Below are 23,439 nucleotides of genomic sequence, written 5' to 3'. Positions count from 1 at the left end.
GACTGTGAGAGCTTTCGTGTCGTCCGTCAGGGCTTACGGGCGGCGGATCGCATCGACCGCGGCCGGCGCGGCGGTGCCGGCGGCCAGTTCGGTCTCCAGGAGCTGCTTGCCGAGGAGCTCGGGGTCGGGCAGCTCCATCGGGTACTCGCCGTCGAAGCAGGCGCGGCACAGGTTCGGCTTGGCGATGGTGGTCGCCTCGATCATGCCGTCGATGGAGATGTACGCCAGGGAGTCGGCGCCCAGCGAGGTACCGATCTCGTCGATGGTCATGCCGTTGGCGATGAGCTCGGCGCGGGTGGCGAAGTCGATGCCGAAGAAGCACGGCCACTTCACGGGCGGCGAGGAGATCCGGATGTGGACCTCGGCGGCGCCCGCCTCGCGGAGCATGCGCACCAGGGCGCGCTGGGTGTTGCCGCGCACGATCGAGTCGTCGACGACGACCAGGCGCTTGCCCTTGATGACTTCCTTGAGCGGGTTCAGCTTCAGGCGGATGCCGAGCTGCCGGATGGTCTGCGACGGCTGGATGAACGTCCGGCCGACGTAGGCGTTCTTGACCAGGCCGGCGCCGAACGGGATGCCGGAGGCCTCCGCGTAGCCGATGGCGGCCGGGGTGCCGGACTCCGGGGTCGGTATGACCAGGTCGGCCTCGACCGGAGCTTCCTCGGCGAGCTTGCGGCCCATCTCGACGCGCGAGAGGTATACGTTCCGGCCGGCGATGTCGGTGTCCGGGCGGGCCAGGTACACGTACTCGAAGACGCAGCCCTTGGGCTTCGCTTCTGCGAATCGGGAGGTGCGCAGGCCGTTCTCGTCGATGGCGACGAACTCGCCCGGCTCGATCTCCCGCACGTAGCTCGCGCCGCAGATGTCGAGGGCGGCGGACTCGGAGGCGACGACCCAGCCGCGCTCCAGGCGGCCGAGGACCAGCGGACGGATGCCCTGCGGGTCCCTGGCCGCGTAGAGGGTGTTCTCGTCCATGAAGACGAGGCTGAAGGCGCCGCGGACCTTCGGGAGGACCACGTGCGCGGCCTGCTCCACGGTCACCGGCTCGCCGTCGGCGGCGCGCTGGCCGGCCAGCAGGGCGGTGATCAGGTCGGTGTCGTTGGTGGCCGCGACCTTCTGCGAGCGGCCGTTCTCCTTGGGGAGTTCGGCGACCATGTCGGCGAGCTGCGCCGTGTTGACCAGGTTGCCGTTGTGGCCGAGCGCGATGGATCCGTGCGCGGTCGCACGGAACGTCGGCTGGGCGTTCTCCCACACGGAGGCGCCGGTGGTCGAGTAGCGGGCGTGTCCGACCGCGATGTGACCCTGGAGCGATCCGAGAGAGGTCTCGTCGAAGACCTGGGAAACCAGGCCCATGTCCTTGAAGACGAGGATCTGGGAGCCGTTGCTGACCGCGATTCCCGCGGATTCCTGGCCCCGATGCTGGAGGGCGTAGAGCCCGAAGTACGTGAGCTTGGCGACCTCTTCGCCCGGAGCCCAGACACCGAAGACGCCGCAGGCGTCCTGGGGGCCCTTCTCTCCGGGGAGCAGGTCGTGGTTGAGTCGTCCGTCACCACGTGGCACGTCTTCGAGTGTAGGCGAGATCGACCACTGGTCCGAATGCGGGATGCGGCCCCTGTCATGGATCAGCTCTTGGCGACGGCTCGGATCTCGGTCCCGTTTTCGCTGGTCAGCGTCAGCGTGTGCTGATCGACCGAGTAGGCCAGCGTGCTGTTGAAGAGCTTCGTCAGCGCCTTCTCGCCGGCCATGAGTGAGTCTTCGCACATCATTCGGGTCATGGCGGGCGTGCCCAGGGTGATATGGCCGTCGCGCACGGTGGCTTCGGCGTTGACCTGGTTGCAGCCGAGGCTGCCGGAGACGGTGCCCTTCTTCGCGTCGAAGGTGAGGTGGGCCCGGCTGTCGGTGGACGGGGTGGTGACGGTCCACTTGGTGCCGGCCAGCGGGGCGTCCTTCGCCTTGCTGAGGCGCACGGTGTCACCGGAGTCGGCGGTGAGGGTGAGGCGGTCGTCGCTCACGTCGGCCTTCAGGCCGCTGTCGGCGAGGGTGCGGGAGAGGGTCCGTTCGAAGTCCATGGGCCGGTCGTCGCAGCCCATCTCGGTGGACACGGCGTCACTGAGGGTGATGCGGTCGCCGTCGACGGCGGCCCGGGCGCTGAAGGTGTTGCAGCCGTAGCTGCCCTCGGCCCGGCCCTGGTCGTCGAGGGTGACGTGCGCGCTGCCGGAAGCCCGGTGGGTGGTGCCGTCGACGGTGACGCTGTCGACGTTCCAGCGTATGCCGGTGACCGGTTTGTCCACATCCGCGGCGGCGCCGCCCGCGCCCGCCCGTTCGTTGCCACAGGCCGCCGCGAGCGGAACGAGCACGGCGACTGCCATCAGGGTCATGCGCTGCTGGTGCTTCTGCCTGTACATGCCCGTTCGACGGGAGACAGGAGCGGGCGGTTCCCCTTCGGCCGCGACCACTCGGTTCCGGTCTCGGGACCGCCCGGGTCCGGTCACGGGACCGCCCGGGTCCGGTCACGGGACCGCCCGGGTCCGGTCACGGGACCGCCCGGGTCCGGTCGGTGGATCAGGTCAGCAGCGGCAGGTACGGCCCCAGGTCCGCCCGCTCCCCGCTCGCGCTGACCCGGGCGTCGGCCACGGCGTCCGGCCAGGCCGTGCGCCCGGTGGCCAGCCGCACCCAGGTCAGCGGGTCGGTCTCGACGACGTTCGGCGGAGTGCCGCGCGTGTGCCGCGGCCCCTCCACGCACTGCACCACCGCGTACGGCGGGATCCGCACCTCGGTCGAGCCGCCGGGCGCCTTCGCGGCGAGCGCGTCGGCCAGCAGCCGGGTGCAGGCGGCGAGGGCCTGACGGTCGTGGGGGACGTCGAGGCCGGGCACGGCGGCGTTGAGATCGTCGGTGTGGACGACGAGTTCCACGGTGCGGGTGACGACGTAGTCGGCCAGCGGCAGGGCGCCGGCGCTGGTGGGCAGCAGCCGGCCGCCGGGGTGCGCGTCGAGGCGGGCGGTGAAGCGCCGCTCGACGTCGGCCAGGTGGGCGTCGAGGTCGGAGTGGTCCGCGGCCGTCCGGTGCGCGGTCGCGGCGATGGCGTCCGCGTCGGCGGCGATCGCGGACGGCCAGTCGAGCAGCCGTCCGTCCTGCCGCGCGGGCTCGGGCTCGTCGAGCAGCCGCTCCACGGCGGTCAGCGCCATCCCGATGTGCGCCACCAGTTCCCGCACCGTCCAGTCACCGAGCCGCGTGGGCGCCGCGAGCTGCTCGGGGGTGAGGGTGCGCACGGCCGCTCGCACGTTCCCGAACTGCGCCAGCACGGCGGCGCGGGTGCGAGCGGGGTCGTAGGTACGGGCGCGTTTCCTGGCCGGGGACATGGGGTGCAGCTTATGCCGGTGGGCGGTGGCCGCGGGAGGGCGGTGGGCCCGCCGGGAACACCGGTCCGGGCGGGCCCGCTACGGCTTCAGGCGCACCGCCAGTGAGTACAGACGGGTGATCTGGTCACCGCTGCCGTTGTCGTCGGAGATCAGGTACAGGGGGCGCCAGCCCTTGTACTCGCCGCTGGTCCACTCCTTGCCCACGGCCATGCCCTCCGCGTTGTCCAGGAGGGGGTTGCGGGAGTTCGAGCCGGGCGTGGCGACCACTCCGGGGCCGCCGTCCGGACAGGCGGCCAGGTCGAGGACCGGGGTGTCGTCGGCGAAGTCGGCCGCGGGCAGGTCGTAGAGGGAGTCGACCCCGCTCACGTCGCGGGCGCCCGCGAGCGACAGCTGGACGACGCGGACGGCGGTGCCGAGGCCGGCGGTGTACTCGCGTTCCAGCGCGAGAAGTCCGCCCTCGTCGTCGAGGGCGACCAGCTCCACCAGGTTCATTCCGTCGCCGGCGAGATAGGCGTACTGCGCGTCCGGCGTGTAGGCGCCGCCGGGCTCCCCCGTGTAGCGCTGGATGCGGATCATCGGCCGGCCGCGCTGGTCGCCGTCCTTGGCCAGCGGGGCCTCCCAGCCGGCGTAGAGGTGCCGTCCGTTCGGTGAGAGGGCGAGGGACTCGATGCTGCGGCCGGTCTGCGCGCTGCCGTCGGGCCAGTACCGCAGGTCCTTCGGGACGGGCAGGTCCGGGCCGATCTGCTTGCCGCTGGCGATGTCGAAACGGCGCAGGGCCGGGCCGGTCTCCGAGGCGATCAGCGCCGTCCGGCCGCCCCGTTCGATGACCAGGCCCTCGCCGTCGTACCACTCGGTGAACTGCACGCCGTTCGCGCGGCGCAGCGCGTGTGCGGTGTCGGCGACGGGCCGCAGGTCGGAGGGGGTGCCGAGGGAGAGCGGGAAGAGCAGGGCGGGGTCGTTGTCGGTGAGGGCCAGCGCCTCGACACCCTCCGGGCCCTCGGAGACGAGGGCGAGCGCGGAGAGGCCCTTGACCTCTTCGTAGTCGACGTTCCGCTTGTCCAGCGCGTCGGAGTGGTCGAGGAGGACCGCGCGGGGCGCCTCGGCGTCGGCGGGGTGGCCGCCGCACGCGCCGGTCGCGGGCGCGGGGTGGGCGGCCTGCCACTGGTCGACGGCCCAGGGCCCGGCGAGACCGAGGGTGAGGCCGGCCGCCGCGGCGCTCAGGGACCACAGGAGCGTACGGGTCCGGCTGTGGCGGGGCCGGGTGGCGGGGTCGGGCGGCGGGGTCAGGGGCGGGAGGACCGCCACGTTGCGGACGAAGTCCAGTCCGCCGACGCCGTTGCGGTCCTCGTCCTGGGGCTCCTGCGGCATCTCGGGCTTCATGGCCGCGATCCGCGCCTTCACCGCCTCGAACAGCGTGTGCAGGCCCAGCATCTCGGGCCCGTCCGGCAGCCCCTGCCGCAGCACGTCCACGAGCGCGCCGGTGAAGACCGTGCAGCTCTTGGGATCGGGGGCGTGCGAGGGCCGATCCTTGGGCGCCGAGGTCATGACGTACGAGCCCTCGACCTCGCGCAGTGTCTTCACCGCCACGCTGCCGCCCTGCTCCCCGCGGTCGGCGCCGGCCATCTCGGTGAGCACCTGTCCGCTGAAGCAGCAGTCGAGGATCAGGACGCGGCGCCGCGCGGGACCCGTGTCGCGGATGGCCCGGCGCACGTCGCGGGAGCGCACGCAGGTGTCCGGCTGGTCCTCCACCGACCCGGGCAGCGTGAGCAGGAGCTGCTGTCCCTCGTGGCGGTCGAGCAGGCCGTGGCCCGCGTAGTACACGATCAGCGTGTCGTCGGCGAGGAGTCCGGCCTCGCGGATGGGGCCGACCAGGTCGGACGGCGCGGTCGGGTTGGGGACCGTGAAGATCCGGTCATGCGGGATGCCCCAGATCTCGTCGTCGGTGAGCGCGGCCCGCAGCTCGACGAGGTTGTGGCCGACACTGCGCAGCGGGTCGAGGACGGTGTAGTCGTCCACGCCGATCAGCACACATGCGGAGCGACGGGGATCGATCCGGGCCGGAAGGTCCGCGTCCGGTAACGGGGTCTCGGGGTCACGGGGGCCGGTCACGACACCGCCTCCCCGGAATCCCCGGAGTCCTCGGCATCTCTGGAATCCCCGGAGCCCCCGGAGTCCTCGGGGGCGTCGCCGCGGAGCCTGCGCAGCACGGCCTCGACCTCGGCGGGATCCGTGCCGACGACCTGGACGGTCACCGGTGGCGTACGGTGCCCGCGGCTCTGCCGCCAGGCGAGGAACGACAGGGGCAGTTGCAGCACGCCTGCCGTGGTGGAGATCACCGCCAGGACCGTCTCCAGTCCCGGGCTCATCCGTCCCGAACCGACGGGGGCGATCCGCTCCAGCCGGACGTGGCCGCGCAGCGACCGGTCGTCCGCGAGCCAGCCGAGCAACGACCGGAGTTCCCCCTCGTGATCCGGTCCCACCGCCTCGAATCTGATCTGCAACCGCTCACTCATCGGTCCCCACCCGAGTGCCTCCGCCTCACACACGCCTGCAGGTTGGCACATGCACCGTGCCCATCAGGGCGCTTCGGAAAACTCGGGCGGCGCGGACGGAAACGGGCCGCCGCCGCGGACACCCGGTGAGTGCCCGCGACGACGACCCGTACGTCCTCGGCGGCTACGCCAGCAGCGCCGGGATCGTCCGCTCGTGGACCTCGCGGAGTTCGGCGAGGCTGAGCGAGAACTCGCCCTGGACCTCCACCGTGTCGCCGTCGACCACGCCGATGCGGGTGGCCGGCAGGCCGCGGGCGCCGCACATGTCGTTGAAGCGGAGCTCCTCCGAGCGCGGCACGGCGACGATCGCGCGGCCGGCCGACTCGGAGAACAGGAAGGTGAACGCGTCCAGGCCGTCCGGGACGACCAGACGCGCGCCCTTCCCGCCGAGCAGCGCCGACTCGACGACCGCCTGGATCAGACCGCCGTCGGACAGGTCGTGCGCGGAGTCGATCATGCCGTCGCGGGAGGCGGAGATCAGGATCTCGGCCAGCAGGCGTTCCCGCTCCAGGTCGACCTTCGGCGGCAGACCGCCCAGGTGGTCGTGGATCACCTGGGACCAGGCCGAGCCGCCGAACTCCTCACGCGTGTCGCCGAGGAGGTACAGCAGCTGGCCGTCCTCCTGGAAGGCGACCGGGGTGCGGCGGGCCACGTCGTCGATGACGCCGAGCACGGCCACCACCGGAGTGGGGTGGATGGCCGCCTCGCCGGTCTGGTTGTAAAGGGAGACGTTGCCGCCGGTCACCGGGGTGCCGAGCTGCTGACAGCCGTCCGCCAGGCCGCGCACGGCCTCCGCGAACTGCCACATGACGGCCGGGTCCTCCGGCGAGCCGAAGTTCAGGCAGTCGGAGACGGCCAGCGGCTTGGCGCCGGTCGTCGCCACGTTCCGGTACGCCTCCGCCAGGGCCAGCTGCGCGCCCGTGTACGGGTCGAGCTTGGCGTACCGGCCGTTGCCGTCGGTGGCGATGGCGACGCCGAGGCCGGACTCCTCGTCGACGCGGATCATGCCGGAGTCCTCGGGCTGGGCGAGCACGGTGTTGCCCTGCACGAAGTGGTCGTACTGCTGGGTGATCCACTGCTTGGACGCCTGGTTGGGCGAGCCGACCAGCTTCAGGACCTGGTCCTTCAGCTCCTCGGACGTCTCCGGGCGGGGCAGCTTGTTCGCGTCGTCCGCCTGGAGCTCGTCCTGCCAGGACGGGCGGGCGTACGGGCGCTCGTAGACCGGGCCGTCGTGGGCGACCGTGCGCGGGTCGACGTCCACGATCTTCTCGCCGTGCCAGAAGATCTCCAGCCGGTCGCCGTCGGTCACCTCGCCGATGACGGTGGCGATGACGTCCCACTTGTCGCAGATCTCGAGGAAGCGGTCGACCTTCTCGGGCTCGACCACGGCGCACATGCGCTCCTGCGACTCGCTCATGAGGATCTCCTCGGGCGAGAGCGTGGAGTCGCGCAGCGGGACGTCGTCCAGGGTGACGCGCATGCCGCCGGAGCCGTTGGAGGCCAGCTCGCTGGTCGCGCAGGACAGGCCCGCGGCTCCCAGGTCCTGGATGCCGACGACGAGCTTCTCCTGGAACGCCTCCAGGGTGCACTCGATGAGGAGCTTCTCCTGGAACGGGTCGCCGACCTGGACGGCCGGACGCTTCGACGGCTTGGCGTCGTCGAAGGTCTCGGAGGCCAGGATGGAGGCACCGCCGATGCCGTCGCCGCCGGTGCGGGCGCCGTACAGGATGACCTTGTTGCCGGCGCCGGAGGCCTTGGCGAGGTGGATGTCCTCGTGCCGCATGACGCCGATGGCACCGGCGTTGACCAGCGGGTTGCCCTGGTAGCAGGCGTCGAAGACGACCTCGCCGCCGATGTTGGGCAGGCCCAGGCAGTTGCCGTAGCCGCCGATGCCGGCGACGACGCCGGGCAGGACGCGCTTGGTGTCCGGGTGGTCGGCGGCGCCGAAGCGCAGCGGGTCCACGACGGCGACCGGGCGGGCGCCCATGGCGATGATGTCGCGGACGATGCCGCCGACACCGGTGGCCGCGCCCTGGTAGGGCTCGACGTACGACGGGTGGTTGTGCGACTCGACCTTGAAGGTGACCGCGTAGCCCTGGCCGACGTCGACGACACCGGCGTTCTCGCCGATGCCGACGAGCATCGCGTCGGACTCGGGTGCCTTCTCGCCGAACTGGCGGAGGTGCACCTTGGAGGACTTGTACGAGCAGTGCTCGGACCACATGACGGAGTACATGGCCAGCTCCGCCCCGGTGGGGCGACGGCCGAGGATCTCCACGACCCTCTCGTACTCGTCCTTCTTCAGGCCCAGTTCGGCCCAGGGCAGCTCGACGTCGGGGGTCGCGGCCGCGTGCTCGACCGTGTCCAGGGGCGTCTTGCTCATGCGTTGACCAGCTTCTTGAGGATCGACGTGAAGAAGGGCAGGCCGTCGGTACGGCCCGTACCGATCAGCGACTCGACGGCGTGCTCGGGATGCGGCATCAGGCCGACGACGTTCCCGGCCTCGTTGGTGATGCCGGCGATGTCGTTGAGCGAGCCGTTCGGGTTGAAGTCGACGTAGCGGAACGCGACCCGGCCCTCGGCCTCCAGCTCGTCCAGCGTCCGCTGGTCGGCCACGTAGCGGCCGTCCATGTTCTTCAGCGGAATGTGGATCTCCTGGCCGGCCTCGTAGTCCGTGGTCCAGGCGGTGTCCGCGTTCTCCACCCGCAGCTTCTGGTCGCGGCAGATGAAGTGCAGGTGGTCGTTGCCCAGCATGCCGCCGGGGAGCAGGTGCGCCTCGGTGAGGATCTGGAAGCCGTTGCAGATGCCGAGGACGGGAAGGCCCGCCTTGGCCTGGTCGATGACGGTGTCCATCACGGGCGAGAAGCGCGCGATGGCGCCGGCCCGCAGATAGTCGCCGTACGAGAAACCGCCGCAGAGCACGACGGCGTCGACCTGCTTGAGGTCCTTGTCCTTGTGCCAGAGCGCGACGGGTTCGGCGCCGGCGACGCGGATCGCGCGCTGCGTGTCCCGGTCGTCCAGGCTGCCCGGGAAAGTGACGACGCCAATACGAGCGGTCACTTCGCGGCCTCCGCGACTTCCTCGACCCGGACGGTGAAGTCCTCGATCACGGTGTTGGCGAGGAAGGATTCGGCAAGATCGTTGATACGGGCGAGCGCGGCCTCGTCGACCGGCCCGTCAACTTCCAGTTCGAATCGCTTTCCCTGACGGACGTCCGAGATCCCTTCGAAACCCAGTCGCGGCAGTGCGCGCTGCACCGCCTGGCCCTGGGGGTCGAGGATCTCCGGCTTGAGCATGACGTCGACTACGACGCGTGCCACTGGCACTCCCGGTGTGTGGTGCTGAGCAGGTTCCTTCAGACTACCCGCACAAAATTTCTACGCGAGTAGAGTTGTAGGAATCTACGTGAGCACGATCACGATTCGGCATCGCGGGGAGACGGCTGGGAAAAGATCCGGGAAAGATCCGCGTTCGCTCGCTCATCTCTATTGCGCAGCGGACACGCGGACAGATTTAGTCGGGCTTCACAATGCATTGCCGGGCACTGTACAAATGAATTGTCATTAGCAGATACTTTGCCCGATTACAGGCGGACAGCCGACATCTCGGCGACGTACCGGCACGTCATCACGGACGTCCGGACGAGAGGTGTCGCACGAAGGGACCGATATTCGTGGCGCAGAAGGTCGTGGTCACTCTCTTTGACGACATCGACGGCTCGGAAGCGGCGGAAACGATCGCCTTCGGACTGGACGGCAAGTCGTACGAGATCGACCTCAACGAAGCCAATGCCAGGAAACTGCGCACGGCGCTCGCTCCCTACGTCGACGCCGGCCGCAAGCGGTCGCGCTCCGGCAGGACGTACCGGCAGACGGAGGTCGCCCCCGACCCGGCGGCCGTGCGCGCCTGGGCACAGGCGAACCGGATGGACGTCCCCGCGCGCGGACGGATCCCCAAGAAGGTCTACGAGGCGTTCGCCGCGGCACAGTGAACCGGCTGCGCGACGGCCACCGCGGACACGGTGAACCGGCCGCACCGCGGCGGCCCGGCAGGGTGGCCGAGCACGGTGAACGGGCCGCACCGCGGTGGCCGGGCACGGCGGCCTGCACGGTGGCCGGCCGCTCCCGGGCCGTCGCGGCCGTCGCCGGTGATCCGTCCGACGGCCGGTCACCCGCCCCTCGCGGCAACCGACTTGCGCAGCACCCCCGCTGATCAGCTAGAGTTTGGAGCACGCCGAGGGGCAAGGCCGAAAAGCCGGGCCCACGGAGTACATGCGGGTGTAGTTCAGTAGTAGAACATCCCCCTTCCAGGGGGAAGGCGCAGTGTGCAATTCCTGTCACCCGCTCCGCACCGCCGTACCGACCACTGTGGTGGATCAGGTAGGCTGGTGCCCGCGCCGATCGGTGAGAGCCGGTCGGAGGCAATGCGGACGTAGCTCAGTTGGTAGAGCGCAACCTTGCCAAGGTTGAGGTCGCGAGTTCGAGCCTCGTCGTCCGCTCGGGAAGAAGACCCCGGTCCCTTCGGCCCGGGGTCTTCTCGTATGCGCCCACTCCACGGTCGTGGCCCCTCTGACATTTGTCATGTCACCCGATGACAGCGCACACTGCCCGGCCCCCGGTGCCTCCGGAATGCTCGAAGCATGGAAGCGAACGAACACGAACACGTGATTGAGGTCACCGACCTGAGGCGTGTCTACGGGGGCGGGTTCGAAGCGGTGCGCGGCATCGACTTCTCCGTACGACGCGGAGAGATCTTCGCCCTGCTGGGCACCAACGGGGCCGGCAAGACCTCCACCGTCGAACTGCTCGAAGGGCTCGCCGCACCGGCCGGCGGACGCGTCCGGGTCCTCGGGCACGACCCGTACACCGAACGCGCCGCCGTACGGCCCCGCACCGGCGTGATGCTCCAGGAAGGCGGCTTCCCCTCCGAACTCACCGTCGCCGAGACCGCACGGATGTGGGCCGGATGCGTCAGCGGCGCCCGACCGGTACCGGACGTCCTCGGCCTGGTCGGCCTCGAGGCGAAGGCCGGCGTGCGGGTCAAGCAGCTGTCCGGGGGCCAGCGGCGCCGCCTCGACCTGGCACTCGCCCTGCTCGGCGACCCCGAGGTGCTCTTCCTCGACGAACCCACCACCGGACTCGACGCCGAAGGCCGCCGGGACACCTGGGAGTTGGTGAGCGCACTGCGCGACGGCGGCACCACCGTCGTCCTCACCACCCACTACCTGGAGGAGGCCGAGAACCTCGCCGACCGGCTCGCGATCATGCACGACGGCCGCATCGCCGTCACCGGCACACCGGCCGAGGTGACCGCCACCGAACCGTCCCGCATCACCTTCGAACTCCCCCACGGCTACTTCGTGGGCGACCTGCCGCCGCTCGGCGAACTGGGCGTCAGCGACCACCTGGTGGACGGCCGCACCGTCCGCCTGCGCACCCGCGAACTGCAACGCGCCGCCACCGGACTGCTGGTGTGGGCACAGACCGCCGGAGTGGAACTGCGCCGCCTCGACGTGCGGTCGGCGTCCCTGGAGGAGGCGTTCCTCGGGATCGCCAAGGATGTGACGGCCGGGACCGGCACGACGAAGGAGTACGCGGCATGAGCACCACCACGACCACACCCGTGAGCCGGATGACCTCGCTCGCCCGCGCCGAACTGACGCTGCTCGGACGGAGCAAGGGCACCCTCTTCGCCGCGCTGTTCGTGCCGCTGGTGCTGCCGCTCAGCGTGCGGTCGGCGGCCGAGGAGATGGACCTCGCCGAGGCCGGACTGACCCCCGGAACCGTCGTCCTGCCCGCCGCCGTCGGCTTCTCCCTGCTCTTCGCCGTGTACTCGGCGCTCGTCGGCGTCTTCGTCGTCCGCCGCGAGGAACTGGTGCTCAAACGGCTGCGCACCGGTGAACTGCGGGACGGCGAGATCCTCGGCGGATCCGCGCTGCCGGCCGCCCTCGTCGGACTGGCGCAGTGCCTGCTGCTGGCGGCGGGCTGCACCGCGCTCCTCGACCTGCCCGCGCCGTCCGCCCCGCACCTGGCCGTCCTCGGGCTGCTGCTGGGGATCGCGATGTGCGCCGCGCTCGCGGCGGTCACCGCGAGCTTCACCCGTACCGGCGAGAGCGCGCAGGTCACACCCATGCCGCTGATGATCGTCTCGATGCTCGGCTCCGGCATGTTCGTCCCGCTGGAACTCCTCCCCGACCGGCTGGCCTCCTTCTGCGAACTGCTGCCGCTGACCCCGGTCGTCACCCTGGTGCGCGGCGGCTGGACCGGCGACCTGTCGGCGTACGAGACGCTGGGCACCGTGGCGACGGCGGTGGCCTGGACCCTGCTGGCGGTGTTTGCTGTACAGCGGTGGTTCCGCTGGGAGCCGAGGCGCTGACCGGAGTGAGGGCAGGGGGACGCGGGACGATGAACAGGCCGGGCGGCTGGTGGGGGCGCAAGAGCACCCCGGCCAAGGTCGAGACGTACACGCGGTGGTCGTTCCACCTGATCGCGCTGATCGAGTTCATGGTCGTCTGCGGGCCGGTGATCGAGCACGCGGCGTCACGGTCGGCGGCCCTGCTGCTGGCCCTGACGCTCGTGCACAGCGTGGGCTGCGCGGTGACCGCCTCGCGCGCCCTGGACTGGCTGCGCGGGCAGCGCGAACGGCCCTCCCGCACCCTGTGGCTCTTCGGCGTCGTCACCGCCGTGGTGGCCGTCGTCGCGCTCCTCGTGATCGAGCACGGGCCGGGCGGCAAGGACGGCGCCGGCGCGGCCGGCGCGGTCTTCGCGATCGTGACGGCCTTCGGCACCGGGGTGCTCGCGCTCGGGGTCCGCGGCCGGCGGTCGGTGCTCCTCACCGTGGCCGGATTCGCGCTGGGCGCCGGCACGGTGTCCCTGCTCCTCGGCCGGCCCGCCGTCGTCGCCCTGCTCGTCACGCTGGTGGTGCTGGCCGGCGGCGGGTTCTCCGCCTTCACCTCCCTGTTCTCCGTCTGGCTGCTCAACGCCGTCTACGAACTGGACGAGGCCCGCGAAACCCGCGCGCGGCTCGCCGTCGCCGAGGAACGGCTCAGGTTCGGGCGGGACCTGCACGACGTGATGGGGCGCAACCTCGCCGTCATCGCGCTCAAGAGCGAGCTGGCCGTCCAGCTCGCCCAGCGGGAACGGCCGGAGGCCGTGACGGAGATGATCGAGGTGCAGCGCCTGGCCCACGAGGCGCAGCGGGAGGTGCGCGAGGTGGTGCGCGGCTACCGGGAGGCCGACCTGGCCGGCGAACTCGCGGGCGCGCACGGCGTGCTGACCGCCGCCGGCATCGACTGCACCGTCACCGGCCCGACCGGCGGACTGCCCGCGCCGGTCCAGTCCGCGCTCGGCTGGGTGGTGCGGGAGGCGGCCACGAACGTCCTGCGGCACGGGGACGCACGGCGGTGCGCGATGACGCTGACGGTGCGTGAGGGGCGTGTGGTGCTCACGGTGGAGAACGACGGAGTGCCGCAGAGCGGTGGATCCGGCCGCGGCTCCGGGCTGGTCGGGCTGCGTGAGCGGCTCGCGGAGATCGGGGGCACGCTGCGGGCCGGGCCCGTGGGCGACGGGTCGTTCCTGCTGACCGTCGACATTCCGCTGCCGTCGCACTCCGGCGAGGCCCACCCCGCCGTGCACACCCGTCTGTCCGTGAGTGAGGCCACACCATGACGTCAACCCGGCCCGTCCGGCTGCTGCTGGCCGACGACGAGCACCTGATCCGGGGCGCGCTCGCCGCGCTGCTGTCCCTGGAGGACGATCTGACGGTCGTCGCCGAGGCGGCCTCCGGCCCGGAAGCACTGGCGATGGCGCGGGCGCACGCCCCCGATGTCGCCGTACTGGACCTGCAGATGCCCGGCGCGGACGGTGTGAAGGTCGCCACATCCCTGCGGGCGGAGCTGCCCGGCTGCCGGGTGCTGATCGTGACCAGTCACGGGCGGCCCGGACATCTGAAGCGGGCGCTCGCGGCGGGAGTGCGCGGATTCGTGCCCAAGACCGTCAGCGCCCAGCGCCTCGCGGAGATCATCCGCACGGTGCACGAGGGAAACCGTTACGTCGACCCCGAGTTGGCGGCCGACGCGATCGCCTCCGGCGACTCCCCGCTGACCGCGCGGGAGGCCGAGGTGCTGGAGCTGGCGGCCGACGGGGCGCCCGTGGCGGAGATCGCGGAACGGGCGGCGCTGTCCCAGGGAACCGTGCGGAACTACCTCTCCTCGGCCGTCTCGAAGCTCGGGGCGGAAAACCGGCATGCGGCGGTGCGGCTCGCACGGGAGCGAGGTTGGGTATAGTTGGCCTCGCGCCACGGCGCAACGCGGACGTAGCTCAGTTGGTAGAGCGCAACCTTGCCAAGGTTGAGGTCGCGAGTTCGAGCCTCGTCGTCCGCTCAGGGATCAAGGCCCCGGTCATCGACCGGGGCCTTTGCCGTGCGTCCACGGTCGTCGGGCGCCGGGCCCGGCCGGTGACCGGGCCCGACGGTCGTGCGTGCGTTCAGCTCCAGGCGGTGCCGGTCAGCCGCTCGTACGCCTCCACGTACTTGGCCCGGGTGGCGTCCACGACCTGCTGCGGCAGCGGCGGCGGGGGCTGCTCGCTCCTGCGGTCCCAGCCCGACTCGGCCGAGGTCAGCCAGTCCCGCACGAACTGCTTGTCGTACGACGGCTGCGCCCGGCCCGGCTCCCACTGCTCGGCCGGCCAGAAGCGGGAGGAGTCCGGGGTGAGCACCTCGTCCGCGATGACCAGCGTCTCCCCGTCGAAGCCGAACTCGAACTTCGTGTCGGCGAGGAGGATGCCCCGCTCGCGGGCGATGTCACGGGCCCGGGAGTAGGCGGCGAGGGTCGCCTGGCGCAGCTGTGCGGCGGTCTCCGCGCCGACCTGACGGGCCACCTCCTCGTAGGAGACGTTCTCGTCGTGCTCGCCGACGGCGGCCTTGGTGGCCGGGGTGAAGATCGGGGCGGGCAGCTCGGAGCCGTCCACCAGGCCCTCGGGGAGGGCGAGGCCGCAGACCGTGCGGGACTCGTTGTACTCGGCCAGGCCCGAGCCGGTGAGGTAGCCGCGGGCCACGCACTCGACGGGAACCATGTTCAGCGACTTGCAGACCAGCGTGCGGCCCGCCCAGTCGGCGGGCGCGCCGGCCGGCAGGTCGGTGCTCAGGACGTGGTTGGGCAGCAGGTCGGCGAGCTGGTCGAACCACCACAGGGACAGCTGGGTGAGGACCCGGCCCTTGTCGGGGATCTCGGTGGGCAGCACCCAGTCGTAGGCGGAGATGCGGTCGCTGGCGACCATCACGAGGTCGCCCGCCTCGTTCCGGTACAGCTCGCGCACCTTCCCGGTGTGCAGATGCACCAGACCCGGAACCTGGATCGGTTCGGGCTTTTCGACGAATCCGGACACGGTTCCTCCCCGTGGTTCTGTCCAATGGCCCGATTCTCCCTTATGGGGCGAACGGTCTCGGCCACGGGGCGGTCGGGGCGGCCCGGCGGTCAGTCGCGTTTGCAGATGCGGTCGAGGAGATTGGCGGTGGCGCGCTGGATGCGCGGGTCCACGTGGCCCGGGCGGTCCAGTGCCGGTGACCAGGCGAAGGTGCCCGAGGCAAAGACCCACGCCCCGGAGGGCGCCCGGTACAGGGACGTCTCCTGGTGGCGCCGGCTGCCGTCGCGGTCGGTGTAGGGGGAGTGGGCGAGCAGGACGCGCTCCTCGTACTCGGGCAGCGGGGTGCGCGGGTAGTAGCGGTCGGCCTCGCCGGCGACCAGGCCGGCTATGTGGTCACCCTCGTGGGCGCCGGTCGCCTCCCACATCCAGTGGTCGGCGTTGCGGACGATCAGCGGGTGCGGTTCCGGTACGGGGCCGGCGTACTGGATGCCCAGCAGTTGCTGCTCCGCGCGGTCGATCTCCCGCCACAGCACGGGTTTGCCCGGGCCGCGGCGCTTGCGGCAGGTCAGCAGGCGGTCGGGGCCTGACGGGGAGGGGGCGAGTTCGACCTGCCAGTACAGGGTGTTCGCGGAGAGGAAGACGAGGGAGGTGCCGTGGTCACGGGCGTGTTCGGCGGCGGTGCGCATCGGGGCCGACCAGTACTCGTCGTGGCCGGGGAAGATCAGGCCCCGGTAGCGGGTGGGGTCGACCCGGCCGGCGTGCAGGTCGCGCGCGTCGGCGTAGGCGAGGTCGTAGCCGTAGCGCTCGGCCCAGCGGATGACGTCGTAGGCGTGGCCGACGTGCAGCGGCAGTCCGGCGCCCGCGTACGGGCGGTCGAAGGAGACGGTGGTGGCGGCGTCGGCCTCGCCGAGCAGCCGGCCCTCCTCGTCCCAGGCGTGGTAGAGGCTCGCGCCGGTACGGCCGTCCTCCGGATAGAGGTTGTACGCCTGCCAGGTCACGTCGGGCAGGACCAGCAGGAGGTCCGCCGGGCGGTCGTCGCGGACGGTGAACGGGATGTGCGAGCGGTAGCCGTCGGCCGTGGTGAGCACGGCGACATACGCCCCGACGCTCCAGTACGACGGGACCGGCAGCCGCCAGGACAGCCACCAGTGGTGGCAGGAGACGGTGCGGTCGGCGGTCAGCGGCGCGGGCTGGACGATGCCGGACAGGCGCGGACTGGAGGTGATGTGGGTGGCGCCGTGGCCGCCGTAGTGGCCGATGCGGTAGATGTCGACGCCGAACTCCTGGGGCGGGTCGACGGTGATGTGGAAGTCGATGGAGTCGCCGGGGGCGACGCCGCCGGTGGAGGCGAAGCCCTTGATCTGGCGGTGCACGTCGTCGGCGGCGCGCGGGCCGCCGGAGGAACGGGCCGCGCGGATCCCGTGGGTGCCGTGGCCGGGTGAGCGGGGCCCCGGGGGGCGGGCGGCGGACCGGCCGGGGTCCGTGGTCGGGTCGGCGTGCGGGTTCGCGTAGGGGTCCGGGTCGACGTACCAGGGGACGACCTGGCCGCTGTCGCCGAAGTAGGTCTCGCCGCCGCGCAGCCACGGCAGGGGCCCCTGTCCGAAGGGGTCGTTCACCGCGTGCGCCAGCGCCCCCGACTCCCAGCGGCGGATCTGCTCCGAACCCATGATGGCTCCCCTCCCCTTGTGCCCCCGGTGCGGTGCGGTGCCTGGTGCCGTCCGGCAATCGCCTGGCAGATGAGACCCGGCGCGACTTATGTGCTTGTCGTATGTCGCGTGCCTGTGCCGACGAGCGTGAACGGTCCAAGCACATCACATTTCGCACGCACTCCGTCACGTTCGTTGTGAATTGACCGGAAGAGGAAGGGTGGGCTCCGGGTCGGGTGGTGCGGTCCGGACTCAGCCGAGGCGTACCGGCTTCTCGGCGCGTATGCCCTGCCGGGTCAGCCACCGGCGGAGGGCGGAGGGGTCGCCGTCCTCGATCAGGGTCAGGACCTGCGGAGAGAGGTCCGCGGCCCGTTCACCGCCCAGGAGGAGCGTCGGGCCGTCCAGCCAGTCGAGCCCGGGGGCGGCGCCGACGGTGTCCATCGCCGCGCAGCAGACCATCGCCGTGATGTGGTCGGCGAGCAGTTCGCGGGCGGTGCGCGGGGGCTGGAGGGGGAAGAGGGGGAGCGCCTCGTCGTCCCGGAGGGGAGCCTGGTCGGGGCCGGCTCCCGGGCCGGCGGTGGCGGAGGCCGCCGCCTCCTCACGCGCCAGCTCGGCGCTCAGACGGGCGGCGAGCGCGGCGCTGCGGGCGGTGGTGCCGACGAGGTCCTCGTCGTACGGAGTGAGGGGACCGCCGTCGGGAGTGAGCGCTCCATCGTGGGGTGCGGGAGGCTCGTCGCCGATGGCCGGAGCCGCGGGTGCGGGTGCCGCGAGTGCCGCCGGCTCGGCGGGGGCCGGAGGGGTCGCGGGGGCCTGGGCGCCGGTCCGCGTCGCGGCCGGGGCCGGTGGGGTGGTGGTCAGGTGGTCGAGGACGCGGGTGAGGGTGGGGGCGTGGGGGGCCGTGGGGTCGGCGGCGCCGGGCGGTACGCGCAGGGCGTCCAGGACGCGGTGGAGGCGGGCGGCGTCCGTGCGCCACTTGCGGTCGACGACCTCTTCCGGATAGCCGACCCAGCCGACCGGCGACCAGGCGGGGCCGGTCTGAGCGGGCCCGCCGTGGAACAGGCGGGCGGCGAGGAGGGAGGCCGCCTCGTCCACCGCGCCGGGCTCCTCCAGCAGGTCGCAGGCGGGACGCTCGCCGAGGCGGGAGGCGAAGCCCTCCGCCAGCCGGTCCCGGCGGGACAGCTCGGTGAGGGCGGCCACCACTCCCGCGTTGAGCCGCGAGGGCCAGCGGCCCATCCGCCAGGCGGGCAGCGCGACCCGGGTGAGCAGCCGGTCCCAGCCCGCGTACGCCAGTCCCACCTGCTCCTGGGCGACGATCCGCAGCCCGTAGTCCACGGCCTGGGCCCGCTCGGCGGCCGCCGCGGCGACCCCGCGCTCCATCTCGGCGGCGTGCACCCGGCAGCCGCGCAGCAGCAGCCGGACGATCCAGCCGACGCCCGCCAGCACACCGCGGAACACCGGCCCGCGGCGCGGCGCCGAGGTCTCGGCCACCGCCGCGTCCAGCCCCCGGACGAAACGCCGGGCGGCGGCTATGTCGGGGTGCGCCGACGGTCCCGTACCGGCGACGACCGGGGCGAGCACGGCGCGCAGCTCGCCCACCCGCATCCACCACAGGAACGGCGAGCCGATCACCAGCACGGGCGCGGCATCGACCCGGACCCGCGCGGACGGTCCCGCGCCCGCTCTGCCGCCGGACTCCTCGGCGGGCGGCGGGCCGTGGGCCGGGTGGGTGCGGTCCTCCAGCCAGCTGTCGCAGTCGGGCGTGAGCGCTATCGCGGAGGGGGCGGGCACCTCGAGCCGGTCGGCGAGGTCACGCACCATGCGGTACAGGTCGGGGGCCGCCTCCTCGGTGACCGGGACCGTGGGGCTCACGGCGGGCCGGGCCCGGGCGACGACCAGGGCGACACCGGCGGCGACGAGCAGCACCAGCACGGCGACCGGGACGACGATCCGGCGGGCCAGGTCCCAGCCGGCACCCGGCAGACGGCCCGTGGAGCCGCCGACCAGCAGGACCACGGCGACGGCGGCCGGCAGCAGCGCCACCGCCAGCGCCCGGCTGCGGATGCGCAGGACGGCCAGCGCGCGTGCCCGCGCGGCCCGTGCGCCCGCCTCCGCTCCCATTCCGCTTCCGCTCATGGCCCGACCTCACCCCCTCACGGCGGTCCTGACGCTGTCCTGGCGTTGCTCACTCCCCCACTGTGGCACCCGCCACTGACATCGCAATGCCGATGGGCCAAGTGCCGGAACGCTTGCGCGGCACCCTAGTTGGGGCCCCGGTCCTCGTCAGCCGGATAGGGCATCGCTCACTCGATGGAATGGCTTTGGGGAAAGGTGGATGACGGACGGCAAGGGTCAGGCCCCGAATCCTGAGACGGATCCGGGGCCCGGGGAGTTCATCGGCGCCGGCAGCGTTTTCGGCCGCCTCGTCCGTTACGCGTCCCGCGCCGCCTGCGCCGCGATGTCGGTGCGGTGCTGGGAGCCGTCGAGGCCGATGCGGGAGACCGCGCGGTAGGCGCGGTCGCGGGCCTCGGTGAGGTCCTTGCCGGTCGCCGTGACGGACAGCACGCGCCCGCCCGCGCTGACGACGGCGTCGCCCTCGCGCCGGGTCCCGGCGTGCAGCACGTACGCGTGCGGCGCGTCCTGGGCGGCGATCTCGTCCAGGCCGGTGATGGGGTCGCCGGTGCGCGGGGTGCCGGGGTAGTTGTGCGAGGCGACGACCACGGTGACCGCGGCCTCGTCGCTCCAGCGCATCGGCTCCAGGTGGGCGAGGTTGCCGGTGGCGGCGGCCATCAGCACACCGCCCAGCGGGGTCTTCAGCCGGGCCAGGACCACCTGCGTCTCGGGGTCGCCGAAACGGGCGTTGAACTCGATCACGCGGACACCGCGCGAGGTGATCGCGAGACCGGCGTAGAGCAGGCCGGAGAACGGCGTGCCGCGGCGCCGCAGCTCGTCCACGGTCGGCTGGAGCACGGTCTCCATGACCTCGTCGACCAGCTTCGGGTCGGCCCACGGCAGCGGGGAGTACGCGCCCATGCCGCCGGTGTTCGGGCCCTCGTCGCCGTCGAGGGCGCGCTTGAAGTCCTGGGCGGGCTGGAGCGGGACGACCGTCTCGCCGTCGGTGATCGCGAAGAGGGAGACCTCCGGGCCGTCGAGGAACTCCTCGATCACCACGCGTCCCTGCTGCCCGGACGGCGCGGGAGATTCCCCGATGCAGGCGGCGGCGTGCGCCCGGGCCGCCTCGACGTCGCCGGTGACGACGACGCCCTTGCCGGCCGCGAGCCCGTCGTCCTTGACGACGTACGGGGCGCCGAACGCGTTGAGCGCCGCGTCGACCTCCTCGGGCGTCGTGCAGACGTAGGAGCGGGCGGTGGGCACCCCGGCCCCCGCCATGACCTCCTTCGCGAAGGCCTTGGAGCCCTCGAGCCGCGCGGCCTCCTTGGAGGGGCCGAAGACCGGGATGCCCGCGTCGCGCACGGCGTCGGCGACACCGGCGACGAGCGGCGCCTCCGGGCCGACCACGACCAGGTCCGCGCCGAGCCGCCGGGCCAGCTCGGACACGGCCGCCCCGTCGAGGGCGTCGACCGGGTGCAGCTCGGCGACCTCGGCGATGCCGGCGTTGCCGGGCGCGCAGTGCAGCGCGGTGACATCGGGGTCGAGGGACAGGGAGTGGCACAGGGCGTGTTCGCGGGCGCCGCTGCCGATGACGAGGACCTTCACGGGGTCAGCCTAACGGGAGACGCCTGCTTCGCTTTGTGCGGGCTTCCGAAGGGGTGGGACGCGAGGGTTGGTACGTTCCTCCAAGCCGTCGGCCTTCCAGGCCGCCCCGTCGGGATTTCCCGGGGCCGGAGTTTCTCCCCGCGCTCCGGACTCCCGCAGTTCTACAGCTCGCCGCGCTAGTCGTTCGTGAACTCCTCGACGACCGTCGCGCCCAGTTCACGGACGAGCAGTTCCTGCCCGGAGAGGGCGGACTCGTCGAGGTCGGGGTCGTCGTCCTCGGGGATGTCGTCCTCGGGGGAGACCGGGGGCGGCGGTTCGGGGGCGGAGGGGCGGGGTGCCGGCGCCGGGGCGGGAGCGGAACCGGACGCCGGTGCGGACGACGCCGGGGCGGCGCTCGCCGAGTTGCCCGCCGACTGTGCGGGACCGGAGGGACCGGACGGAGCGGGCGCCGGGGGTGCGGAGGGGCGCTGACCGCCTCCGGCACCGGAGCCGCCGTACCCGCCGCCACCGCCGTACCCGCCGCCACCGCCGTATCCGCCGCCTGGCGGTCCGGCCGCCGGGGCGAGTGGCGCCGCGCCGCCGCCGGAGGGGTCCACGACCGCTTCGATCTTCCACTGCACGTTGAACTGCTCGGCCAGTGCCTGGCGCAGCACGTCCTCGCTGCCGCTGCTGAGGAAGTTGTCCCGCGCACCGGCGTTCACGAAGCCGATCTGGAGGGTCGTGCCGTCGAAGCCGGTCACCTGCGCGTTCTGGCTGAGCAGGATCCAGGTGAAGCGACGACGGTTCTTGACCGTTTCCAGGATGTTCGGCCAGAGCATGCGGGGGTCGAGACCGCCACCGCCGCCGGACGGCGCGGGAGCCGAGGGTGCGGGGGCCGGGGCCGCCTGTGGTGCGGACGGCGCGGACGGCGCGGGAGCCCCGGGCGCGGACGGCGGCTGCCCGCCGCCCGCCGGGGCGGCCGTGGGCCAGCCGCCGGGACGACGGCCTCCGCCACCGGCGGGCGCGGCGGTGGGCCAGGCGCCCGGAGCGGCGGGCGCGGCGGGCGCGGCGGCCGGGCTCCCGGTGGGCGCCGGGGCGGCCGGAGCCGGTGGCTGGGCAGGTGGAGCGGCCGGAGCCGGTGCGGGTGCGGCCGTGGGCGCGGGCGCAGGGGGTGCGGGGGGCGGTGCCGGGGTGGGCGCCGGGCCCTGGGCGCGTACGGCGGCCCGGGCCGCTGCGGGGCCACCGCCCGGCGCGGCGGCGCCGCCCTGTCCGGCCGGCGCTCCTTGGTGGGCGTCCGGTCCGGGCACGTATCCCATGGCGGGCAGGCCGGCGCCGCCGGCGCCCGCGGAGAAGTTCACGCCGCGCTCGATCCGGTCGAGGCGGGCCATGACGGAGCGCTCGTCGCCGTACGCGGCGGGGAGCAGCACCCGGGCGCAGATCAGTTCCAGCTGGAGGCGGGGCGAGGTGGCGCCGCGCATCTCGGTGAGCCCCTCGTTGACGAGGTCGGCGGCCCGGCTGAGCTCGGCGGCACCGAACGTGCCGGCCTGCGCCTGCATCCGCTCGATGACGTCCGCCGGGGCGTCGATCAGCCCCTTCTCGGCCGCGTCCGGCACCGCGGCGAGGATCACCAGGTCGCGCAGCCGCTCCAGCAGGTCGGCGACGAACCGGCGCGGGTCGTTGCCGCCCTCGATCACCCGGTCCACGACCTCGAAGGCGGCGGCGCCGTCACCGGTCGCGAACGCCTCCACGACGGAGTCGAGCAGCGAGCCGTCCGTGTAGCCGAGCAGGGAGGTGGCCATGGCGTACGTCACACCGTGCTCGCCGGCACCGGCGAGCAGCTGGTCCATGACGGACATCGAGTCACGCACGGATCCGGCACCGGCCCGAACGACGAGCGGCAGCACGCCCTCCTCGACCGGAATGTTCTCCTTCGCGCACACCTCGCCGAGGTACTCGCGCAGGGTGCCCGGCGGCACCAGCCGGAACGGGTAGTGGTGGGTCCGGGACCGGATCGTCCCGATGACCTTCTCGGGCTCGGTGGTCGCGAAGATGAACTTCAGATGCTCCGGCGGCTCCTCGACGACCTTGAGCAGCGCGTTGAAACCGGCCGACGTGACCATGTGGGCCTCGTCGATGATGTAGATCTTGTAACGGCTGGAGGCGGGCCCGAAGAAAGCCTTCTCGCGCAGGTCACGGGCGTCGTCCACACCACCGTGGGACGCGGCGTCGATCTCGATGACGTCGATCGAGCCGGGCCCGTTGCGCGCGAGGTCCCGGCACGACTGGCACTCCCCGCACGGCGTCGGCGTGGGCCCCTGCTCGCAGTTCAGGCACCGCGCCAGGATGCGCGCGCTGGTCGTCTTGCCGCAGCCGCGGGGACCGCTGAACAGGTACGCGTGATTGACCCGGTTGTTCCGCAGCGCCTGCTGCAACGGGTCGGTGACATGCTCCTGCCCGATGACCTCGGCGAACGACTCCGGGCGATAGCGGCGGTACAGCGCGAGAGACGACACGCATACGAGGTTATAGGCGCCCACCGACAACCGGACCCGCCCGCCGGACGGCCACCGTCCGGGCACCTGTCGAGCACCTGTCGGCCGGCGACCGGGCGCCGGCCGGAAGGCCACGGCCCCCGGGCCGCCCCGCCGGAAACGCAAGCGCCCCCCACGCACCCGCCAGAGCCAACCTACCCTTGCTGCCTTCCGGCCCTGGGGGAGTTCAGTCAGATAGCGCCGCGTGAGGGGCTATGCAGAGGCTACCGCATGTCCCGGGCGGGGAACGAGTTCGCGAGCACTCCTCTCGGTCATGTAATGTTTCCGGCGGAGG

18 protein-coding genes, 3 tRNA genes and 1 other RNA gene are annotated in these 23,439 nt (G+C 72.5%); 8 read left to right on the top strand and 14 right to left on the bottom strand.

The features are described from left to right. Positions 1 to 33: 33 nt before the first annotated feature. The 8 genes from purF to purS all read right to left on the bottom strand — a co-directional run bounded on the left by purF (position 34) and on the right by purS (position 9,232). Positions 34 to 1,560 carry an amidophosphoribosyltransferase gene (purF, locus tag FGW31_RS18075; protein WP_142194481.1) on the bottom strand — a complete coding sequence of 509 codons (1,527 nt, stop codon included), beginning with the start codon at positions 1,558 to 1,560 and terminating at the stop codon, positions 34 to 36. A 62-nt stretch (positions 1,561 to 1,622) separates the two neighbouring features. Continuing rightward, positions 1,623 to 2,405: an META domain-containing protein gene (locus FGW31_RS18070; RefSeq protein WP_142194480.1), complete on the bottom strand. Its 783-nt coding sequence runs from the start codon at positions 2,403 to 2,405 to the stop codon at positions 1,623 to 1,625. 157 nt (positions 2,406 to 2,562) lie between these two features. Then, positions 2,563 to 3,360 (bottom strand): maleylpyruvate isomerase family mycothiol-dependent enzyme, encoded by a 798-nt coding sequence (locus tag FGW31_RS18065; RefSeq protein WP_142194479.1) that lies wholly within the window; start codon positions 3,358 to 3,360, stop codon positions 2,563 to 2,565. Between the two features lie 78 nt (positions 3,361 to 3,438). Further along, the gene (locus FGW31_RS18060) at positions 3,439 to 5,469 is read right to left on the bottom strand and encodes a caspase, EACC1-associated type (protein WP_142194478.1); all 2,031 of its coding nucleotides are present in this window, start codon (positions 5,467 to 5,469) and stop codon (positions 3,439 to 3,441) included. Continuing rightward, on the bottom strand, positions 5,466 to 5,861 hold the full coding sequence (locus FGW31_RS18055) for an effector-associated constant component EACC1 (RefSeq protein ID WP_185907435.1): 396 nt from the start codon (positions 5,859 to 5,861) through the stop codon (positions 5,466 to 5,468). The genes FGW31_RS18060 and FGW31_RS18055 overlap by 4 nt, the downstream gene beginning before the upstream one ends. 175 nt (positions 5,862 to 6,036) lie before the next feature. Next, entirely contained in the window at positions 6,037 to 8,295 is a 2,259-nt protein-coding gene (gene purL, locus FGW31_RS18050; protein ID WP_142194477.1) for a phosphoribosylformylglycinamidine synthase subunit PurL, read from the bottom strand. Further along, positions 8,292 to 8,972 carry a phosphoribosylformylglycinamidine synthase subunit PurQ gene (gene purQ, locus FGW31_RS18045; RefSeq protein WP_142194476.1) on the bottom strand — a complete coding sequence of 227 codons (681 nt, stop codon included), beginning with the start codon at positions 8,970 to 8,972 and terminating at the stop codon, positions 8,292 to 8,294. Before purQ ends, purL begins: the two co-directional genes overlap by 4 nt. Continuing rightward, a complete protein-coding gene (gene purS, locus FGW31_RS18040; RefSeq protein ID WP_142194475.1) occupies positions 8,969 to 9,232 on the bottom strand; it encodes a phosphoribosylformylglycinamidine synthase subunit PurS in 264 nt (87 codons plus the stop codon). The genes purQ and purS overlap by 4 nt, the downstream gene beginning before the upstream one ends. A 353-nt stretch (positions 9,233 to 9,585) precedes the next feature. Between purS and FGW31_RS18035 the strand changes: the two genes are divergently transcribed. The 8 genes from FGW31_RS18035 to FGW31_RS18000 all read left to right on the top strand — a co-directional run bounded on the left by FGW31_RS18035 (position 9,586) and on the right by FGW31_RS18000 (position 14,292). Beyond that, complete coding sequence (locus FGW31_RS18035; protein WP_142194474.1) at positions 9,586 to 9,903, top strand: histone-like nucleoid-structuring protein Lsr2; 318 nt, start codon at positions 9,586 to 9,588, stop codon at positions 9,901 to 9,903. Between the two features lie 282 nt (positions 9,904 to 10,185). Then, positions 10,186 to 10,257: transfer RNA gene (locus FGW31_RS18030), tRNA-Gly, on the top strand. A gap of 80 nt (positions 10,258 to 10,337) precedes the next feature. Then, positions 10,338 to 10,410, top strand: a tRNA-Gly gene (locus tag FGW31_RS18025). A 141-nt stretch (positions 10,411 to 10,551) separates the two neighbouring features. Further along, entirely contained in the window at positions 10,552 to 11,514 is a 963-nt protein-coding gene (locus tag FGW31_RS18020; RefSeq protein ID WP_142194473.1) for an ABC transporter ATP-binding protein, read from the top strand. Next, a complete protein-coding gene (locus tag FGW31_RS18015; RefSeq protein WP_142194472.1) occupies positions 11,511 to 12,287 on the top strand; it encodes an ABC transporter permease in 777 nt (258 codons plus the stop codon). The genes FGW31_RS18020 and FGW31_RS18015 overlap by 4 nt, the downstream gene beginning before the upstream one ends. 29 nt (positions 12,288 to 12,316) lie before the next feature. Next, entirely contained in the window at positions 12,317 to 13,579 is a 1,263-nt protein-coding gene (locus tag FGW31_RS18010; protein ID WP_142194471.1) for a sensor histidine kinase, read from the top strand. Continuing rightward, entirely contained in the window at positions 13,576 to 14,196 is a 621-nt protein-coding gene (locus tag FGW31_RS18005; RefSeq protein ID WP_142194470.1) for a response regulator transcription factor, read from the top strand. Before FGW31_RS18010 ends, FGW31_RS18005 begins: the two co-directional genes overlap by 4 nt. 23 nt (positions 14,197 to 14,219) lie before the next feature. Beyond that, a tRNA-Gly gene (locus FGW31_RS18000) sits at positions 14,220 to 14,292 on the top strand. Positions 14,293 to 14,395: 103 nt separating this feature from the next. Here the strand turns inward: FGW31_RS18000 and FGW31_RS17995 are convergent. From FGW31_RS17995 to ffs, 6 genes are all read right to left on the bottom strand, one after another. Beyond that, entirely contained in the window at positions 14,396 to 15,295 is a 900-nt protein-coding gene (locus FGW31_RS17995; protein ID WP_142194469.1) for a phosphoribosylaminoimidazolesuccinocarboxamide synthase, read from the bottom strand. 89 nt (positions 15,296 to 15,384) lie between these two features. After that, positions 15,385 to 16,941 (bottom strand): N,N-dimethylformamidase beta subunit family domain-containing protein, encoded by a 1,557-nt coding sequence (locus tag FGW31_RS17990; protein ID WP_142194468.1) that lies wholly within the window; start codon positions 16,939 to 16,941, stop codon positions 15,385 to 15,387. Between the two features lie 231 nt (positions 16,942 to 17,172). Next, complete coding sequence (locus tag FGW31_RS17985) at positions 17,173 to 19,053, bottom strand: hypothetical protein (RefSeq protein ID WP_142194467.1); 1,881 nt, start codon at positions 19,051 to 19,053, stop codon at positions 17,173 to 17,175. Between the two features lie 294 nt (positions 19,054 to 19,347). Then, positions 19,348 to 20,634 carry a phosphoribosylamine--glycine ligase gene (purD, locus tag FGW31_RS17980; RefSeq protein WP_142194466.1) on the bottom strand — a complete coding sequence of 429 codons (1,287 nt, stop codon included), beginning with the start codon at positions 20,632 to 20,634 and terminating at the stop codon, positions 19,348 to 19,350. Positions 20,635 to 20,810: 176 nt separating this feature from the next. Further along, on the bottom strand, positions 20,811 to 23,126 hold the full coding sequence (locus FGW31_RS17975; RefSeq protein WP_142194465.1) for a DNA polymerase III subunit gamma and tau: 2,316 nt from the start codon (positions 23,124 to 23,126) through the stop codon (positions 20,811 to 20,813). Between the two features lie 137 nt (positions 23,127 to 23,263). Beyond that, an RNA gene (gene ffs / locus FGW31_RS17970) (signal recognition particle sRNA small type) lies at positions 23,264 to 23,362 on the bottom strand. Positions 23,363 to 23,439 lie beyond the last annotated feature (77 nt).

Origin of the sequence: Streptomyces calvus, assembly GCF_006782915.1 — a bacterium.
Lineage (GTDB): Bacteria > Actinomycetota > Actinomycetes > Streptomycetales > Streptomycetaceae > Streptomyces > Streptomyces calvus.
The sequence above is the reverse complement of the archived record's forward strand: the minus strand, read 5'-3'. Positions and strand labels throughout refer to the sequence as shown.

Excerpts from the sequence above, each read along its gene's own strand:
- FGW31_RS18065 (WP_142194479.1), bottom strand. The coding sequence starts at position 3,360 with ATGTCCCCGGCCAGGAAACGCGCCCGTACCTACGACCCCGCTCGCACC.
- FGW31_RS18070 (WP_142194480.1), bottom strand. The coding sequence starts at position 2,405 with ATGTACAGGCAGAAGCACCAGCAGCGCATGACCCTGATGGCAGTCGCC.
- FGW31_RS18005 (WP_142194470.1), top strand. The coding sequence starts at position 13,576 with ATGACGTCAACCCGGCCCGTCCGGCTGCTGCTGGCCGACGACGAGCAC.
- FGW31_RS18020 (WP_142194473.1), top strand. The coding sequence starts at position 10,552 with ATGGAAGCGAACGAACACGAACACGTGATTGAGGTCACCGACCTGAGG.
- FGW31_RS18010 (WP_142194471.1), top strand. The coding sequence starts at position 12,317 with ATGAACAGGCCGGGCGGCTGGTGGGGGCGCAAGAGCACCCCGGCCAAG.
- FGW31_RS17990 (WP_142194468.1), bottom strand. The coding sequence starts at position 16,941 with ATGGGTTCGGAGCAGATCCGCCGCTGGGAGTCGGGGGCGCTGGCGCAC.
- FGW31_RS17985 (WP_142194467.1), bottom strand. The coding sequence starts at position 19,053 with ATGAGCGGAAGCGGAATGGGAGCGGAGGCGGGCGCACGGGCCGCGCGG.
- purL (WP_142194477.1), bottom strand. The coding sequence starts at position 8,295 with ATGAGCAAGACGCCCCTGGACACGGTCGAGCACGCGGCCGCGACCCCC.
- FGW31_RS18015 (WP_142194472.1), top strand. The coding sequence starts at position 11,511 with ATGAGCACCACCACGACCACACCCGTGAGCCGGATGACCTCGCTCGCC.